Origin of the sequence: Pseudomonas sp. MWU13-2100, assembly GCF_023242365.1 — a bacterium.
Taxonomy (GTDB): Bacteria; Pseudomonadota; Gammaproteobacteria; order Pseudomonadales; family Pseudomonadaceae; genus Aquipseudomonas.
In genome coordinates this window covers 39,467-54,922 of the sequence record NZ_JALLIX010000001.1, presented here as the reverse complement: position 1 = coordinate 54,922, position 15,456 = coordinate 39,467, and the positions used below count along the sequence as shown (strand labels likewise).

Genomic DNA, 15,456 nt, shown 5'->3' with positions numbered 1-15,456 from the left:
TGCGTCCATGAGACCTTCACGGCTGCTGTTGCTCTGGCTGGGCATCCTGCTGGCACTGGGTATTGGCCTGGGCACGCTCAGGGCCCTGGGCGTCGAGCTGCCCGAGCGCCTCGGCTCGATTGGCTGGGGCTTGCTGCTGGCCTTGCTGTTGTTGAGCCTGCTGGATGGCGCCCGACTCAGGCGCCTGCCCTCGCCGCAGCTGAAACGCAAGCTGCCCGGCAGCCTGGCGCTGGGCCGCTGGGGCGAAGTGCGCCTAGAGCTCAGTCACGCTCACCCCACGCCCCTGCGGGTGCAGCTCTTCGATCACGTCCCCGCGGGCCTGGCGTTTGCCAACCTGCCCCAAACCATCACCTTGCAACCGGGCTCAGGCAGCGAACTGGCCTACCGCGTCCGCCCCCTGAGCCGTGGTCATTTTTGCTATGAGCGTTGCGAAGTCAGCCTGCCCAGCCCGTTGGGCCTGTGGTCCGAGCGGCGCTACCTGGAGCTGGCCGATGCGACCCGCGTCTACCCGGACTTCGCCCGCCTTTATGGCGCCCAGCTATTGGCCGTCGACAACTGGCTCAGCCAGCTCGGTGTACGCCAACGCCAGCGTCGTGGCCTGGGCCTGGAGTTCAACCAGTTGCGCGAATTTCGCGAAGGCGACAGCCTGCGCCAGATCGACTGGAAAGCCACCGCCCGGCAACGCACGCCGATAGCCCGGGAATACCAGGATGAACGCGACCAGCAGATCGTCTTCCTGCTCGATTGCGGGCGGCGGATGCGCAGCCAGGATGGTGAGCTGGCGCACTTCGACCATGCTCTCAACGCCTGCCTGCTGCTCAGCTACGTAGCCTTGCGCCAGGGCGACGCCGTGGGCCTGTGCACCTTTGCCGGAGAACAGCCGCGCTTTCTCGCCCCGGTCAAGGGCCAGGGCCAACTCAACGTGTTGCTCAACAGCGTCTATGACCTGAACAGCACTCAGCGCCCGGCGGACTACCAAGCCGCGGCCAGCCAATTGCTGGCCCGGCAGAAACGCCGGGCGCTGGTGGTACTGGTGACCAATCTGCGTGATGACGACGATGAAGCACTGTTGACCGCGGTCAAACGCCTTGGCCGCCAACATCGGGTGCTGGTGGCCAGCCTGAGGGAAGAAGTACTCGACCAATTGCGCCAGGCACCGGTACAGACCCTGCCCGAAGCCCTGGCCTACTGCGGCACGGTGGATTACCTGAATGCCCGGGCAAACCTCCATGAACGGCTGGCGGCCCATGGCGTACCGGTACTCGACGCTCGCCCGAGCGAATTGGGTGCCGATCTGGTCAGCCGCTACCTGAGTTGGAAAAGGGCCGGAACCCTGTAAGGGCCCGGCCCCTTCTTGATGCCCCGCGCTAAGCGGAAGCCTCCAACGGATGAAAGCTGAAGTAGTGCTGCAATGCCGCCACCAATTGCGGATACCCGGGGGAAGACTCGAGCAGATTAAACCCCGAATCGTAATAACCCGGAGTGGTCTCCTCATGACACCACAGACATCGGCCGGTCAGATCGATCAATTGCTGAGCGCCATCGCTGAGTGGAAGCTTCAGCTGCAACTCGAACTCGGCCTTGACCAGCAAGGGTAACTGACTGATCAACATCAGTCCCTCTTCGCAGACATTGCCCAGGTACCCAATGGGCTCGCCAGTGTAGCGGTTGAACACTTGCAGAAAACAAGGCAGCTGATGCCGCTCGATTCGACGGTCAGTAGGCATGGACATGATCGCTTTAAAGGCCATTCAGCATGGCTGCGCTAATGCTCCGGAGCAGACGAACGGCACTGCCCTCCCTTGGTCTCGGCCGACAGCATCAAATCGCCCTGTCGCAAACACCTACCGAACCATGGTTTCAATTCAAAAGAACTGATAAAACCAAACCATACACTCAAATGTTAGCGCAAGGCTGGCAGAAAGCCAGTTCATATTTCAATCATCATAAAGCCACGAAACTACAAAGGGGCGGGGCTGGGCTGGGCCGCTATGGCGCCCTCCGCATGACCCAACTGCCGCAAGGTTTCCAGACGTGCCCGGGCACGGTACGCATACTCGCTGTACGGGTACTGGGCAATGATGAACTGATAGGTCTGTATCGCATCGACGAACAACTTCTGTCGCTCCAGGCATTGGCCACGCAGCATCGACACTTCCGGCTGGACATAGCGCCGGGTACGGCTCTCACGGTCGACCTGGGACAACTGCAGCATGACGTCTTCACAATTGCCGCGATCATAGGACCGATAGGCATTGTTCAGATGGCTGTCCATCGACCAGCGGGTGCAACCGACCACACTGGCTGCCAGGGCTAAAACGAGCAAAATTCGCATGGGGGTCTCCTGTTCTTGCTAGTGTATCGACCCGATGGCGAAAATCTCCAGAGTGTTCGCCAAACAACCTATTCGAAAAAAATCATTCGCTGAAAAGTAGTGCAAATGAACAATGACTACAGCAGAGGAGCATAGTAGCCTTTCGCTGCGCTTGAACTCAGGAGTCTCTGCATGTCCGTTCGTCGTACTAAAATCGTCGCCACACTGGGCCCGGCCAGCAACTCGCCGGAAGTTCTCGAACAGCTGATCCTCGCTGGCCTGGACGTTGCCCGTCTGAACTTCTCCCACGGTACTCCCGACGAGCACAAGGCTCGTGCCAAGCTGGTGCGCGACCTCGCCGCCAAGCACGGGCGCTTCGTCGCGCTGCTGGGTGACCTGCAGGGCCCGAAGATCCGTATCGCCAAGTTCGCCAACAAACGCATCGAACTCAAGGTCGGTGATCACTTCACCTTCTCCACCAGCCATCCGCTGACCGAGGGCAACCAGCAGATCGTCGGTATCGACTACCCGGATCTGGTCAAGGATTGCGGCGTCGGCGACGAACTGCTGCTCGACGACGGTCGCGTGGTGATGCGCGTTGAAACCGCGAGTGAGACCGAGCTGCACTGCGTGGTGTTGATCGGTGGCCCGCTGTCGGACCACAAGGGCATCAACCGTCGCGGTGGCGGCCTCACCGCCCCGGCTCTGACCGAAAAAGACAAGGCCGACATCAAGCTCGCCGCCGAAATGGAAGTGGACTACCTCGCGGTGTCCTTCCCGCGCGACGCCGCCGACATGGAATACGCCCGTAAACTGCGCGACGAGGCCGGCGGTACCGCCTGGCTGGTGGCGAAGATCGAACGTGCCGAAGCCGTGGCCGACGACGAAACCCTCGATGGCCTGATCATGGCCAGCGACGCAGTGATGGTTGCCCGTGGCGACCTCGGTGTGGAAATCGGCGACGCCGAACTGGTGGGCATCCAGAAGAAAATCATTCTGCATGCACGCCGCCACAACAAGGCAGTGATCGTCGCGACCCAGATGATGGAGTCGATGATCCAGAACCCGATGCCGACCCGCGCCGAAGTGTCCGACGTAGCCAACGCCGTGCTGGACTACACCGACGCCGTGATGCTCTCGGCCGAAAGCGCCGCCGGTGCCTACCCGCTGGAAGCGGTGCAGGCGATGGCGCGGATCTGCGTCGGCGCTGAAAAGCACCCGACCAGCAAGACCTCCAGCCACCGTATCGGCAAGGTCTTCGAAAGCTGCGACCAGAGCATCGCGCTGGCGGCCATGTACACCGCCAACCACTTCCCGGGTGTCAAGGCGATCATTGCCCTGACCGAAAGCGGCTACACGCCGTTGATCATGTCGCGGATTCGTTCCTCGGTGCCGATCTACGCGTTTTCCCCGCACCGTGAAACCCAGGCCCGCGCGGCGATGTTCCGTGGCGTCTACACCGTGCCGTTCGACCCGGCTTCGCTGCCGCCCGAGCAAGTCAGCCAGGCTGCCGTGGACGAGTTGCTCAAGCGCGGCGTGGTCGAGCAAGGCGACTGGGTCATCCTGACCAAGGGCGACAGCTACCACACCATCGGTGGCACCAACGGTATGAAGATCCTGCACGTGGGCGACCCACTGGTCTGATCCCCGCGCCTGCGCCGTAAAAAAGCCCCGCCTCTCGTAAGAGGGCGGGGCTTTTTCATGCTGGCCCTGAAACGCGGATCAGCGTTTGTGCATAAACCCCGACAAAGCTGCGCCGCCCTGGCGTGACCGAGCAGCCGTGGCAGCAACAGGCTGGAACCGAACTCCGGGCACAATCCCAGCTTGACGAACGGCATGCGCAGACGGGCATCGGCGCTGATGTACACCAGGTCGCAACGCAGCAGCAAGGTCGTGCCAATCCCCACCGCCGGGCCCGCGACCGCAGCACCTGGCCCAACTGGCTGTACATGGCGCGGGTCAGGGCGTTCTTCCTGTCGGCACGGTTCAGGCGCAAGGTCAGCAGGCTGCCCTTGCGCTCCAGCACAATCGCGTCAGTCATGGAAGTTCTCTTGTTGTGGGGACCCGGCGCTCAGGCGTGTGGCACGAACACATCGGCCAGCAATTGATTGCGTGGCAGCCCCGCCAGGTACAGGCGTTTCGCCAACGCCTCGACACTCGCCGGGGCTCCACAAAGTAGAGCCAGGGTTTGCCGGGAGACAAGGCGCAGTTTGGCCAGAAAGTCCGGCAGTTCGGCCCCCGTGACATAGTCGACGCTCAAGTTCGGGACCTGCGCGGCCAGCTCGTTCAAGGCCGGCGCCAGATAATGCTCGCTATCGTCGTGGGCCAGGTGAACCAGGCGGATCGGCCCGGCATGGCCCTGGCGCAACGCCTCACGCAGCACCCCCCATAACGGCGCCAGCCCCGTACCTGCCGCCAGCAGCCAAAGCGGCCGGGCATGCCAATCCGGGTCGTAATGCAAGGCTCCGCCGCGCAGTTCGCCCAGGCGAAGCGGCGCGCCGAGCTGAAGCCGGCGGGCCGCGTCGCTGAACGCGCCGGGTTGCCGGCAATCGAGGTGGAACTCCAGGTAGCGGTCTTCCTCGGGCAGGCTGGCCAGCGAATAAGGCCGCGCGACGCCCTGCTCCGTCCACAGCACCAGATGCTGGCCGGCGTTATAACGCAGGCTGCGTTCGGGCAACAGGCGCAGACGCAGGACCGTCGGGCTCAGCCACTCAAGCCCGGCCACCGTGGCCGACAGGCCATCACGGCGCGGGTCGAAGACTTCGACCTGAAGGTCTTCGCGCACCTGGCATTGACAGGCCAGCCGCCAGCCGCGCTCGCGCTGGACGAAGGCCAGGGCCTCCGGTCGGTTGTCCTGCGGCTCACCCTGTACACACCGTACCAGGCAGGCATGGCAACTGCCCGCCCGGCAACTGTAGGGCACCGCCACGCCCGCCTGGTTCAAGGCATCGAGCAGGTTGCTGCCGACCGCCACCGTCCAGCCCCGTTCACCCACCCGCAGCTCAGGCATCGGTGTATTCCCAGGCCGCACAACAGCGATTACGGCCGTCACGCTTGGCCCGGTACAGCGCCTGGTCAGCACGCTGCAGGGCATCGTCGAGGTCGTCCGCCACCCCCACCAACGTCATGCCTACCGACAGGCTCAGGTTGTTCACCGCCACCCCCATCAGCTCCACCTGGGTAAAGGCCACGCGCAAGCGCTCGCAACAGGAAGTCAGGCGCTCGGGATCGGCATTGGGCAGCAGCAACACGAATTCCTCTCCACCGTAGCGCGCCAGCACATCGCCGTCGCGCACACAGGCCATGGCGACAGCGGCGAACGCCTGCAAGACCTGGTCACCGGCGGCATGCCCGTGCATATCGTTGATCCGCTTGAAATGATCGAGGTCGATCAAGGCCAGGCCATGGACCACATCCGCATCCATCAGCTCCAGTTCTCGGGAAGCCAGCCGCAGGAAATGCCGTCTGTTGAACAGCCCGGTCAGCTCATCGGTCGCCACCAGGTCTTCCAACTGGCGCATCATCCCGCGCAGGGTATCCTGGTGGGCCTGCAAGGCAAAGCGGCGCTGACGCATGCGCTGACGGGAGGCTTGCACGTAGCTGGCGTAGAGGCACAACCAGAGCAGTACGACGAACAGCACACAGACCTGCAGCAGCGCCTGGCCCGGGTCCGCCAACTGGAAGTGATAGCCCTCCCAGAGATTGAGCGCGGTGAAAATGAACAACGCCAATGCCGCGCTGCGCACGAATTTACGTTGCGGCAGATGGAACATGCCGAACATCAGCACCAGCGGATACAACACCAGGAACGTACCCCGGGCCTGTTCGAGGTTGGCCATCAGGTAAGTTTGCCAAGCCAAGCCGAGGAGCACCTGCACCTCGGTCAGGCTGGGGTCGCGAAAAAGTCGGTTGCGGCCACTGATAAACAGCCAGCCGAGCACGCCCTGACTGAGAATCACCAGGCCGCTGCCGATCAGGCCCGTGGTTACGCTGGCCTCATAGTGATCGGTAAAAATCGCCACCCACAGCAGCGACAGCACCAGCAGATAGGTGCCGGCGGCCAGGGCAAAGCGTTTGCGTAACAGACTCTGTATGGCTTTATGGGTCAATCTTTGACTCACTGTGCGCTGAGGGCTCAAGGGATTTCCTTCCCGTACAGGCCACTTGCCACTCTAGTGATCTGGCTCAAAAATAACTATTCAAATTTTTCAAACTCATACAGCTTTACCTATACGAGAAGGCAAGAAGGGTGCCGACGTCCCTGCGACCTTGGTTTGACCACTGACGGATGTGTCGGGCTGAAGGGCGGGTTATACTGCCGCGCCTCATTTTGTGCCGGTCATGCGTGCCCGGCTCGTCTCAAAAGATGTTTTCGACAGACCAGATGCAAACCGGTCGCAAACACCTTATTTCCATGTTCCCGTCTTTATAGAGGAGCGCGACCCATGACCGTGATCAAGCAAGACGACCTGATACAGAGCGTTGCCGACGCCCTGCAGTTCATTTCCTATTACCATCCCGTGGACTTCATCCAGGCCATGCACGAGGCCTACCTGCGGGAAGAGTCGCCGGCGGCCCGCGATTCCATGGCCCAGATCCTGATCAACTCGCGCATGTGCGCCACCGGCCACCGGCCGATCTGCCAGGACACCGGTATTGTCACCGTGTTCGTGCGCGTGGGCATGGATGTGCGCTGGGACGGTGCCACCATGGGCCTGGACGACATGATCAACGAAGGCGTGCGTCGCGCCTACAACCTGCCGGAAAACGTCCTGCGCGCCTCGATCCTGGCCGACCCGGCAGGCAGCCGCAAGAACACCAAGGACAACACCCCGGCGGTCATCCACTACTCCATCGTTCCGGGCAACACCGTGGAAGTGGACGTCGCGGCCAAGGGCGGCGGTTCCGAAAACAAATCGAAAATGGCCATGCTCAACCCCTCCGACTCGATCGTCGACTGGGTGCTGAAGACTGTGCCGACCATGGGTGCCGGCTGGTGCCCACCGGGCATGCTCGGTATCGGCATCGGCGGTACCGCCGAGAAAGCCGCGGTCATGGCCAAGGAAGTGTTGATGGAGTCCATCGACATCCACGAGTTGAAGAAGCGTGGCCCGTCCAACCGCATCGAAGAAATGCGCCTGGAGCTGTTCGAGAAGGTCAACCAACTGGGCATCGGCGCCCAGGGCCTGGGTGGCCTGACCACCGTGCTCGACGTGAAGATCATGGATTACCCGACTCACGCGGCGTCCCTGCCGGTGTGCATGATCCCCAACTGCGCCGCCACCCGTCACGCGCACTTCGTGCTCGACGGTTCCGGCCCGGCGTCGCTGGAAGCGCCACCGCTGGATGCCTACCCGGAAATCGTCTGGGAGGCCGGTCCGTCGGCCCGTCGTGTCAACCTCGACACCCTGACCCCGGAAGACGTGCAGAGCTGGAAGCCGGGCGAAACCGTCCTGCTCAACGGCAAGATGCTCACCGGCCGTGACGCCGCGCACAAGCGCATGGTGGAAATGCTGAACAAGGGTGAAACCTTGCCGGTGGACCTCAAGGGTCGCTTTATCTACTACGTCGGCCCGGTTGATCCGGTGCGTGAGGAAGTCGTCGGCCCAGCCGGTCCGACCACTGCCACGCGGATGGACAAATTCACCCGGCAGATCCTCGACCAGACCGGCTTGCTGGGCATGATCGGCAAATCCGAGCGCGGCCCGACCGCCATCGAAGCGATCAAGGACTACAAGGCCGTGTACCTGATGGCCGTGGGTGGCGCTGCCTACCTGGTGGCCCAGGCGATCAAGAAATCCAAGGTCGTGGCCTTTGCCGAACTGGGCATGGAAGCGATCTACGAGTTCGAGGTCAAGGACATGCCGGTCACGGTCGCGGTCGACTCCAAGGGCGAGTCGGTGCATATCACCGGCCCGGCCATCTGGCAGAAGAAGATCCACGACAGCCTGGCGGTGGAAGTGCAGTAAGCGCTTTTGTTGCAGGAATAGAAGCGGCCCGGTTGATCCGGGCCGCTTTTTTATTGCCTGCGATCTTGGGGAACACGCGGTACCTGTAGGAGCTGGCCTGCCGGCGATGAGGCCCTTGAGCCTTGCGGTGCGTGATCGTCCGCCATCGCCGGCAAGCCAGCTCCTACATTCAGGCGTGACTGGAGACAGGCCAGAGCTGCAAGGTGTCATCCACACGCCTGCGCGCCAGTTCGATCAGGCGCACGACTCCCAGCGCCAGTTTGCGTTTCGAACCGTCAAGTTGGTCGGCGGATTCATAAGCCGTCGCGGCAGCCGACTCAAGGATGTCACACACATCAATCAGCGCTTCTTCGACGCCGTTCGGATGATTCGGTTTACAAGCATTTCGGGTGGCCATCGGATCATCGCTGATCGGCAGGTTGTAGTGAGCGAAAACCCGGTCGACAACCGCGTTGAGTTTCAGGTCTGCGCAAACAGGTGGGTTGGGTGTAACTTTGAACATGACGTCCTCCGGAGTAGTGGAATCGTCATCCATCGCTGCTAAACGAGGTGGGTGGCGACTGTACGCGGGTTAGCAGACCGGGACTCCAGGAACCCAGCGCGCCCGAAGGCGCCCCACGCACAGCCGCCATAACGCATGAAGCGGGCATGAAAAAAGCGCCAGCCAAATGGATATGGGCGCTTTCTGTGCGCCTGGAAGTCAATCGGGCTGCTAAACCCGATCACTGAAATAGCAGTGACGGACCAGAGCCTAGTCCCGTGATTTTCCTGGCGCAAGCGATCTGGATTTTCTAGGAAACTTCAGTCAAGGGAAAGAGGAACGTCCTCCAATAGCCGAAAAACAGCCCTCCATTGCACCTCAATCTAGCGTGCCCACAGTCACCACCGCGCGCATGCACTCGCGCAACCACCCCAATGCCTGATCCCCATCCCGGCGCTGGTGCCAGACAAAAATAAAGTCGAACGAGGGGATTTCGAAAGGCGGCGGTACCACCACCAGCCGCTCATGATCGATATTACGCAAGTTGCGCGAAGCCACGGTCAAAATCAGGTCCGTACCGGCAATCAACTGCGGCGCCACACCCCAATGCGGCAAGCTGATCGCCACTCGCCGACGCTGATGAATCGCACTCAGCGCCCGTTCGATTTCCGCCGTCCCACTGCCACGCATTTCCAGCAACACATGCGGCCGCGACAGGTAGCCCGGCAGATCAAGCACGCCCTCTGCAGGCAAACTGTCCCGGTCCACCAGGCAGGCGTAGTGTTCGCTGAACAGATGGGTACTGCGCAACGCCGGCGAAAAATCCGGGAACACCCCGGTGGCCGCATCGATATCGCCATTGAGCAACAGCTCCAGCATGCCCTCGCGACTGGCCTGGGTGATCTGCAGGTCGATCCCCGGCGCATCCCGCCGCAACCGCCGAACCAGACCCGGCAACAACATCGCCGCGCCATAGTCGGACATCGCCAAGCGAAACGTGCGCTTGGCCGACGCAGGATCAAAACCTTGCGGAGCCAGCAGGTCCTGCACTCGCCCCAACGCATCGCTCAACGGTAGCGCCAGTTCCAGTGCCCGCGCCGTCGGCACCAACCCGCCGCCGACTCGCACCAGCAGCGGATCACCCAGCAAGTCGCGCAGGCGCGCCAAGGCATGACTGACCGCCGGCTGGCTCAGGTGCAGGCGCTCGGCGGCACGGGTCACGTGCTGCTCGGCGAGCAAGGCGTCGAGGATCACCAGCAGGTTGAGGTCGATGCGACGAAGATCATTCATCCGATGCATGTTCTGGATATTTTCTTGGAATTTAAATTTGCCCCGCGAATACCTTAGAGTCCAGCAAAACCTGTTGGAGAATGATTATGAGTACCTTGAGCTGGGCTGGCCTGCTGGCCCTGGCCGCCATCGCCGGCGCAGTCGTGCCGTTTCAGAGCGCAATCAACGCGAACCTCGGCCGCGGCCTCGGTCACCCGTTATGGGCGACACTGGTCTCGCTGCTGGTGAGCATGGCGGTGTTGTTGCCGGTGATGCTCGCACTACGCTTGCCGTTCCCGGACCTGGAATTTGCCACCAGGGCGCCGACCTGGATCTGGCTCGGCGGCGTATTCGGTGTGTGTTTCGTGGCCTTGGCAGTGCTGCTGGTGCCCAAGCTAGGGGCAGGAGGATTTGTCGCCCTGGCGCTGGCCGGGCAAGTGGTCGCCTCTTTGGTGCTCGACCACTTCGGCCTGTTCGGGCTGGTGGAACGCCATATGAGCGTACCGAGAATGGTCGGTGCCGTGCTGCTGATCGCCGGCGTGACGATGATCCAGTTCACCGCCACCCCAAAAAACACTTCGCCAGCCGCCGCCACCCAGCCAAGCCTCAACCTCGCGAAGACAGTTGATTGATCGCCTTGGGATCAAGGATCGGCTGCGGTCCACCGTTTCGGGCCACCGCCAGCATCGCCCGGCCAATGGTTTCGGTGGTCTGGATGGTGTCCGGCCACAACCGCCGCAACACACTCATCAGCGGCCCGGCCAGCGTGTAGACCGCCTGGTAGAGCGCGGTCTTGGAACGCACGCCATGCAACGGCTGGATCGCACCGGGACGCATCAGGTACACCGCCTTGAACGGCAACCGTTGCAAGGCGTTTTCGGTACGGCCCTTGACCCGCGCCCACATGCTGCGACCCTTTTCACTGCTGTCGGTGCCCGCCCCCGTGACATAGACAAAGGTCATGTTCGGATTGAGCCGCGACAAGGTCTCGGCCGCGGCCAGCGTCAGGTCGTAGGTCACCCGGGTGTACTGCGCCTCGTCCAGGCCCACCACCGAGATACCCAGGCAGAAGAAGCAGGCATCGAAGCCCTGCAACTCGGCCTCGATACCCTGGTAGTTGAACAGGTCGGCGTGCACCACCTGGCTGAGCTTCGGATCGGTCTGGGTCACCGGCGTACGGCCAATGACCCGGACCTGCTGCACATCGCCCGCCAGCAGGCACTCACGTAATACACCCTGGCCGACCATGCCGGTAGCACCGAACAACAAGACTTTCATGGGCGACCTCTCAATGGGTTGGAAATGCCGGCAGCTCGACAGGAGCACTGTAGTCGGCGGCGCGACTGACCTCCAACCAACGCCCGCCCGCCTCGGCACGTGCGGTCTCGGCCTGCTCGCAGTACTGCAAGGCATCGTTGCCGATCAACAGGTGCAACGGCAGTTGCTCGTGATAGGCCAGCTTCAGCAGGATCTGCGCAATCCGATCAGGATCGCTCGGCTCATTCCCGGCGTAGGTACCGAGCAATTCCTGAATCGCACCGACGCTAGGCAGGTAGTCGTCGATGATCGTGGGTGCACCCTGCCCAGCCCGCACCGCCCAGTTGGTGCGCATGCCACCCGGCTCCACGGCACAGATCTTGATCCCCAACGGCGCCACTTCCTGCGCGACCACTTCGGTAAAACCACCCACCGCCCACTTCGCCGCCTGATAGGCACTGAGCCCGGGCATGCCCAGACGCCCACCCACGGAGGAAATCTGCAGGATGTGCCCGCTGCGTTGCGCACGCATCACCGGTAATGCGGCGCGGGTCACGTTGACCACACCGAAGAAATTGGTCTCGACCTCGGCGCGGAACGCCTCTGCCTCCGTCTGCTCGAAAGGTGCGAGATGACCGTAACCGGCATTGTTGACCAGTACGTCGAGCCGACCAAAGGTATCGACCGCCACCTTCACCGCCGCTTCAGCCGCCGCTGCATCCGTGACATCCAGAGCCACCACCCGCACCTGGTCGCCATAACGCGCCACCAGATCATCCAGCCGCTGTGGCTCCCGCGCCGTCGCCACCAGGCGCTCCCCCGCCGCCAGCACTGCCTCGGCGACATTGCGACCTAAACCGCTGGCACTGCCGGTAATCAACCAGACCTTAGACATGCTTGTACTCCTTACGACTATTGAGATTAATATTGAGTGAGCACTCACTCATTTTAAACGCAAAGCTTCAATACCGGAAAAAGCCTCGCCTACCCCTTGGCAGTAGCACTCCAGAACGCCTGGAAACCGGCCTCGGCATAACGCTCGGCCTGATCGGGTTCGCGGCGGATGAAATCGATGGTGGTATCGGCCAGGGCGCCCATGATCGCCGAGACAAATGCCGCCGGCTGGTCGCGGAACAACCCGCTGGCAATGCTCTCCTGCATCATGTCGTAGACCTCGCCGAAATCCTGCATGCCGAGCAGCTTGCTCTGTTCGGTGACCTGCGCGGACATCCCGAGCAAAGCCACCACCTTGCGCTTCTGCGGTTCGGCCACACCCCAGTCGACATAACTCCGCCAGGCGTGCCGGACGCGCTTCTTCACCGATTCGCTGCGCGGGTAGCCGGGCATCATCACGTCCCGCAACTCAGCCTTGATATGCAGGTAGAGTTCGTTGAGCAGCACGTCCTTGGAACTGAAATAGTTGAACAAGGTGCCCTCGGCGACACCCGCGAGCCGGGCGATCTTCAGCGTCGGACAACCCAGGCCCTGCTCGGCGAAAACCTCGATGGCGGCGCCGAGGATGGCATTACGTTTGTCTTCGCTTTTCGGTCGGGCCATGGAGAGCAGCGATCAACTTATAAATGAGTAATCACTCAATTAAACCTGTCTCAACGCTCGTTTGCAAGCCCGCTGGTCGTGACGACACCTTCCCTGGCAGGGGAAGGTGCCGGGTGATGGTTCTGCGTCAGAACGCGCTGCGGAAGATCTCTTCGATCTGCCGCTGATCCGCCGCCCTTGGGTTGGTCAGGCCGCAAGCGTCCTTCAAGGCATTGCTGGCAAGGACCGGAATATCCTGCAACTTGGCGCCCAACTCCCGCAAGCCGGCGGGAATCTCGACATCCTTGGCCAAGCTGCGAATCGCCGCAATGGCCGCCTGGGCGCCCTCCTCGGCACTCATGCCCTGGATATCGGCACCCAATGCCTTGGCCACATCGCTCAGGCGCTGCGGGCAGACCAGCGCGTTGAAACTCTGTACATGGGGCAGCAGCACCGCATTGCACACACCATGGGGCAAGTCGTAGAACCCGCCCAACTGGTGCGCCATGGCATGGACGAAGCCCAGCGACGCATTGTTGAAGGCCATACCGGCGAGGAACTGCGCGTAGGCCATGCTTTCCCGGGCCTGCAAATCGGCGCCATCAAACACGGCCTGGCGCAGGTTGGCACTGATCAACTCAATGGCCTTGATTGCACAGGCGTCGGTGATGGGGGTCGCCGCGGTAGAAACATAGGCCTCGACAGCATGGGTCAGGGCATCCATGCCCGTGGCGGCCGTCAGCCCCTTGGGCATGGCGACCATCAGCGCCGGGTCGTTGACCGACAGCAACGGCGTGACGTTACGGTCGACAATCGCCATTTTCACGTGGCGCGATTCATCGGTGATGATGCAGAAACGGGTCATCTCGCTGGCGGTGCCGGCGGTGGTATTGATGGCCACCAGCGGCAGCTGTGGCTTGGCCGAACGGTCGACACCTTCATAGTCGCGGATATGCCCGCCATTGGTGGCGCACAGAGCGATGCCCTTGGCGCAGTCATGGGGTGAGCCGCCACCGAGGGACACGACAAAATCGCACTGGCCGGCCTTGAGTGCCACCAGCCCCTTTTCGACGTTGTCGATGCTCGGATTCGGCTTGGCGCCATCGAACACTACCGAGTCGATATCCTGCATCGCCAACAACCCGGCAATCCGTGCGGCGACACCGGCCTTGGCCAGCCCCGCGTCGGTGACAATCAGTGCTTTGCGAAAGCCATGCTTGCGAATCGCGCTCATGGCTTCGTCCAGGCAATCAATGCCCATGATATTCACGGCGGGGATAAAAAATGTGCTGCTCACGGTAAGCTTTCCTTTAGCTGACGGACTCCCGCCAGCTTCAGTCCAAGACTCGCCGCCTACCTTGACCTGGCTCAAGGAAACTCGCTTGCGCAGCGCCGTTCGTCAGCCGCCGTTTATCTGGATCACGCCACGTCGACGATACGCCTCGATATCGATCCCAAAGGCCCCCGACGAACAGACCTGGCGAATCGCATAAGGCCGGCCCATGGCATCGAGCGCGCTGCCGGCCAGATCGATGACCTTCTCCGGGCAGCGCCGTTTGTCCGCCCCGAGCACGCGCAACAGACGCGGTTTGAGTCGATTGCAGGGCGGCGCGCCAAGGATGATCGCCACTTCGTCATTGCTCATCTCGACGATCTCGCCACTGGGGTACAGGCCGATCAGGCGAATGAAGGCACTGACGATCTGTTCGTCGAAATGGCTGTTGGCCGCCTTGAACAGAATGCGCAGTGATTCGAGGGTCGAACGGCCCTTGCTGTAGACCCGGTCACTGCTGATGGCGTCATAGGCATCGGTCACCGCGACAATCCGCGCATAAAACGGAATCGCCTCGGCACTCAAGCCATGGGGATAGCCCGCCCCGTCGACACGCTCATGGTGCGACAGCACGACATCGAGCGCCGTCAACGGCACGCCGGCCTGGCTGGTGAGCAAGGTGTAGCCTTCCATGGGGTGTTTTTTCATGATGGCGTATTCCTGCTCCGACAACGCCGTCGGTTTGTTCAGGATTTCGCCGGGCACCTTGAGCTTGCCGACATCGTGCAACATGGCACCGACCCCGATCTGCTCCAGTTCCAGGTTCGACAACCCCAGCTCACGGCCCAGGGCAATCGAGAGCATCGCGACACGTAGCGAATGCTCAGCGGTGTAATCATCCTGGAACTTGATCCGGGTCAGCCAGAGCAGCGCCGAGGGGTTGCGCAGGATGCTGTCGACACAGCCCTTGACCACCGCTTTCACCGCGCCGACCTGAATCGGCTCGCCCATCTCCACGGCTTCAAGGATGCGCCAGGACTGCGCCCGTGCCGAGCTCCAGGCCAACTCGGCACGGGCCATTTCCGTGTTGAAATCGACCGGTTCAGCGAGCACCGGGCATTCAACCGAAGTGTCGAGCGGCGTTGCGCACGCCCCGGAAGCACTGGCGATATCCACCCAGGCATACTCGCAGTTCTCGCGCAGCAGCCGCAGCTCTTCCTCGCGCCGTATGCGGAACTCACGAAACGAAAAGGTGGTTTCTTCCCAGGGTCGGTCCAGCGCTTCGATCTGCATGCCGATGGCCAATCGGGCCACCTCGATCTTGATACAGCCTTTGCAGGTATCCGTATCCATTTCA

The 15,456-nt window shown here is 62.0% G+C and carries 15 protein-coding genes and 1 pseudogene; 4 read left to right on the top strand and 12 right to left on the bottom strand.

Features of this window, described 5'->3' with window-relative positions; all coding sequences use genetic code 11:
• Positions 1–7 precede the first annotated feature (7 nt).
• Complete coding sequence (locus M5B99_RS00270; RefSeq protein ID WP_248802105.1) at positions 8–1,339, top strand: DUF58 domain-containing protein; 1,332 nt, start codon at positions 8–10, stop codon at positions 1,337–1,339.
• Between the two features lie 28 nt (positions 1,340–1,367).
• On the opposite strand, the gene M5B99_RS00265 is transcribed toward M5B99_RS00270, so the two are convergent.
• Positions 1,368–1,727: a PilZ domain-containing protein gene (locus M5B99_RS00265; protein ID WP_248802104.1), complete on the bottom strand. Its 360-nt coding sequence runs from the start codon at positions 1,725–1,727 to the stop codon at positions 1,368–1,370.
• Between the two features lie 233 nt (positions 1,728–1,960).
• Positions 1,961–2,335: a tetratricopeptide repeat protein gene (locus M5B99_RS00260; RefSeq protein WP_248802103.1), complete on the bottom strand. Its 375-nt coding sequence runs from the start codon at positions 2,333–2,335 to the stop codon at positions 1,961–1,963.
• A 171-nt stretch (positions 2,336–2,506) separates the two neighbouring features.
• On the opposite strand from M5B99_RS00260, the gene pyk reads away from it, so the two are divergent.
• Positions 2,507–3,958, top strand: coding sequence for a pyruvate kinase (pyk, locus tag M5B99_RS00255; protein WP_248802102.1), 1,452 nt, complete (start codon positions 2,507–2,509; stop codon positions 3,956–3,958).
• Between the two features lie 104 nt (positions 3,959–4,062).
• On the opposite strand, the pseudogene M5B99_RS00250 reads toward pyk, so the two are convergent.
• From M5B99_RS00250 to M5B99_RS00240, 3 genes and pseudogenes are all read right to left on the bottom strand, one after another.
• Positions 4,063–4,355: pseudogene (locus M5B99_RS00250) on the bottom strand (enoyl-CoA hydratase-related protein); the annotation flags it as partial.
• A 30-nt stretch (positions 4,356–4,385) separates the two neighbouring features.
• The gene (locus M5B99_RS00245) at positions 4,386–5,324 is read right to left on the bottom strand and encodes an iron-sulfur-binding ferredoxin reductase (RefSeq protein ID WP_248802101.1); all 939 of its coding nucleotides are present in this window, start codon (positions 5,322–5,324) and stop codon (positions 4,386–4,388) included.
• Positions 5,317–6,423: a sensor domain-containing diguanylate cyclase gene (locus tag M5B99_RS00240; RefSeq protein WP_248802100.1), complete on the bottom strand. Its 1,107-nt coding sequence runs from the start codon at positions 6,421–6,423 to the stop codon at positions 5,317–5,319. The genes M5B99_RS00245 and M5B99_RS00240 overlap by 8 nt, the downstream gene beginning before the upstream one ends.
• A gap of 336 nt (positions 6,424–6,759) precedes the next feature.
• Here M5B99_RS00240 and M5B99_RS00235 point away from each other — a divergent pair, with 336 nt between their 5' ends.
• Positions 6,760–8,283: a fumarate hydratase gene (locus M5B99_RS00235; protein WP_248799810.1), complete on the top strand. Its 1,524-nt coding sequence runs from the start codon at positions 6,760–6,762 to the stop codon at positions 8,281–8,283.
• A 169-nt stretch (positions 8,284–8,452) separates the two neighbouring features.
• Here M5B99_RS00235 and M5B99_RS00230 read toward each other — a convergent pair whose 3' ends face one another.
• Together M5B99_RS00230 and M5B99_RS00225 are read right to left on the bottom strand one after the other, a co-directional pair.
• Entirely contained in the window at positions 8,453–8,785 is a 333-nt protein-coding gene (locus M5B99_RS00230; RefSeq protein WP_248802099.1) for a DUF6124 family protein, read from the bottom strand.
• Between the two features lie 357 nt (positions 8,786–9,142).
• Entirely contained in the window at positions 9,143–10,063 is a 921-nt protein-coding gene (locus M5B99_RS00225) for a LysR substrate-binding domain-containing protein (protein WP_248802098.1), read from the bottom strand.
• Between the two features lie 77 nt (positions 10,064–10,140).
• Between M5B99_RS00225 and M5B99_RS00220 the strand changes: the two genes are divergently transcribed.
• Positions 10,141–10,665: a DMT family transporter gene (locus tag M5B99_RS00220; protein ID WP_248802097.1), complete on the top strand. Its 525-nt coding sequence runs from the start codon at positions 10,141–10,143 to the stop codon at positions 10,663–10,665.
• Here M5B99_RS00220 and M5B99_RS00215 read toward each other — a convergent pair.
• The 5 genes from M5B99_RS00215 to M5B99_RS00195 all read right to left on the bottom strand — a co-directional run bounded on the left by M5B99_RS00215 (position 10,640) and on the right by M5B99_RS00195 (position 15,452).
• Positions 10,640–11,311, bottom strand: coding sequence for an NAD(P)H-binding protein (locus M5B99_RS00215; RefSeq protein WP_248802096.1), 672 nt, complete (start codon positions 11,309–11,311; stop codon positions 10,640–10,642). The genes M5B99_RS00220 and M5B99_RS00215 overlap by 26 nt on opposite strands.
• Before the next feature lie 10 nt (positions 11,312–11,321).
• Positions 11,322–12,185: an oxidoreductase gene (locus tag M5B99_RS00210; protein ID WP_248802095.1), complete on the bottom strand. Its 864-nt coding sequence runs from the start codon at positions 12,183–12,185 to the stop codon at positions 11,322–11,324.
• Between the two features lie 89 nt (positions 12,186–12,274).
• Positions 12,275–12,847 carry a TetR/AcrR family transcriptional regulator gene (locus M5B99_RS00205; RefSeq protein ID WP_248802094.1) on the bottom strand — a complete coding sequence of 191 codons (573 nt, stop codon included), beginning with the start codon at positions 12,845–12,847 and terminating at the stop codon, positions 12,275–12,277.
• A 127-nt stretch (positions 12,848–12,974) separates the two neighbouring features.
• The gene (yiaY, locus tag M5B99_RS00200) at positions 12,975–14,123 is read right to left on the bottom strand and encodes an L-threonine dehydrogenase (protein WP_248802093.1); all 1,149 of its coding nucleotides are present in this window, start codon (positions 14,121–14,123) and stop codon (positions 12,975–12,977) included.
• Positions 14,124–14,225: 102 nt separating this feature from the next.
• Complete coding sequence (locus M5B99_RS00195) at positions 14,226–15,452, bottom strand: HD-GYP domain-containing protein (RefSeq protein WP_248802092.1); 1,227 nt, start codon at positions 15,450–15,452, stop codon at positions 14,226–14,228.
• Between the last annotated feature and the right edge of the window lie 4 nt (positions 15,453–15,456).

Excerpts from the sequence above, each read along its gene's own strand:
- M5B99_RS00270 (WP_248802105.1), top strand. The coding sequence starts at position 8 with ATGAGACCTTCACGGCTGCTGTTGCTCTGGCTGGGCATCCTGCTGGCA.
- M5B99_RS00265 (WP_248802104.1), bottom strand. The coding sequence starts at position 1,727 with ATGCCTACTGACCGTCGAATCGAGCGGCATCAGCTGCCTTGTTTTCTG.
- M5B99_RS00260 (WP_248802103.1), bottom strand. The coding sequence starts at position 2,335 with ATGCGAATTTTGCTCGTTTTAGCCCTGGCAGCCAGTGTGGTCGGTTGC.
- pyk (WP_248802102.1), top strand. The coding sequence starts at position 2,507 with ATGTCCGTTCGTCGTACTAAAATCGTCGCCACACTGGGCCCGGCCAGC.
- M5B99_RS00245 (WP_248802101.1), bottom strand. The coding sequence starts at position 5,324 with ATGCCTGAGCTGCGGGTGGGTGAACGGGGCTGGACGGTGGCGGTCGGC.
- M5B99_RS00235 (WP_248799810.1), top strand. The coding sequence starts at position 6,760 with ATGACCGTGATCAAGCAAGACGACCTGATACAGAGCGTTGCCGACGCC.
- M5B99_RS00230 (WP_248802099.1), bottom strand. The coding sequence starts at position 8,785 with ATGTTCAAAGTTACACCCAACCCACCTGTTTGCGCAGACCTGAAACTC.
- M5B99_RS00225 (WP_248802098.1), bottom strand. The coding sequence starts at position 10,063 with ATGCATCGGATGAATGATCTTCGTCGCATCGACCTCAACCTGCTGGTG.
- M5B99_RS00220 (WP_248802097.1), top strand. The coding sequence starts at position 10,141 with ATGAGTACCTTGAGCTGGGCTGGCCTGCTGGCCCTGGCCGCCATCGCC.
- M5B99_RS00215 (WP_248802096.1), bottom strand. The coding sequence starts at position 11,311 with ATGAAAGTCTTGTTGTTCGGTGCTACCGGCATGGTCGGCCAGGGTGTA.
- M5B99_RS00210 (WP_248802095.1), bottom strand. The coding sequence starts at position 12,185 with ATGTCTAAGGTCTGGTTGATTACCGGCAGTGCCAGCGGTTTAGGTCGC.
- M5B99_RS00205 (WP_248802094.1), bottom strand. The coding sequence starts at position 12,847 with ATGGCCCGACCGAAAAGCGAAGACAAACGTAATGCCATCCTCGGCGCC.
- M5B99_RS00195 (WP_248802092.1), bottom strand. The coding sequence starts at position 15,452 with ATGGATACGGATACCTGCAAAGGCTGTATCAAGATCGAGGTGGCCCGA.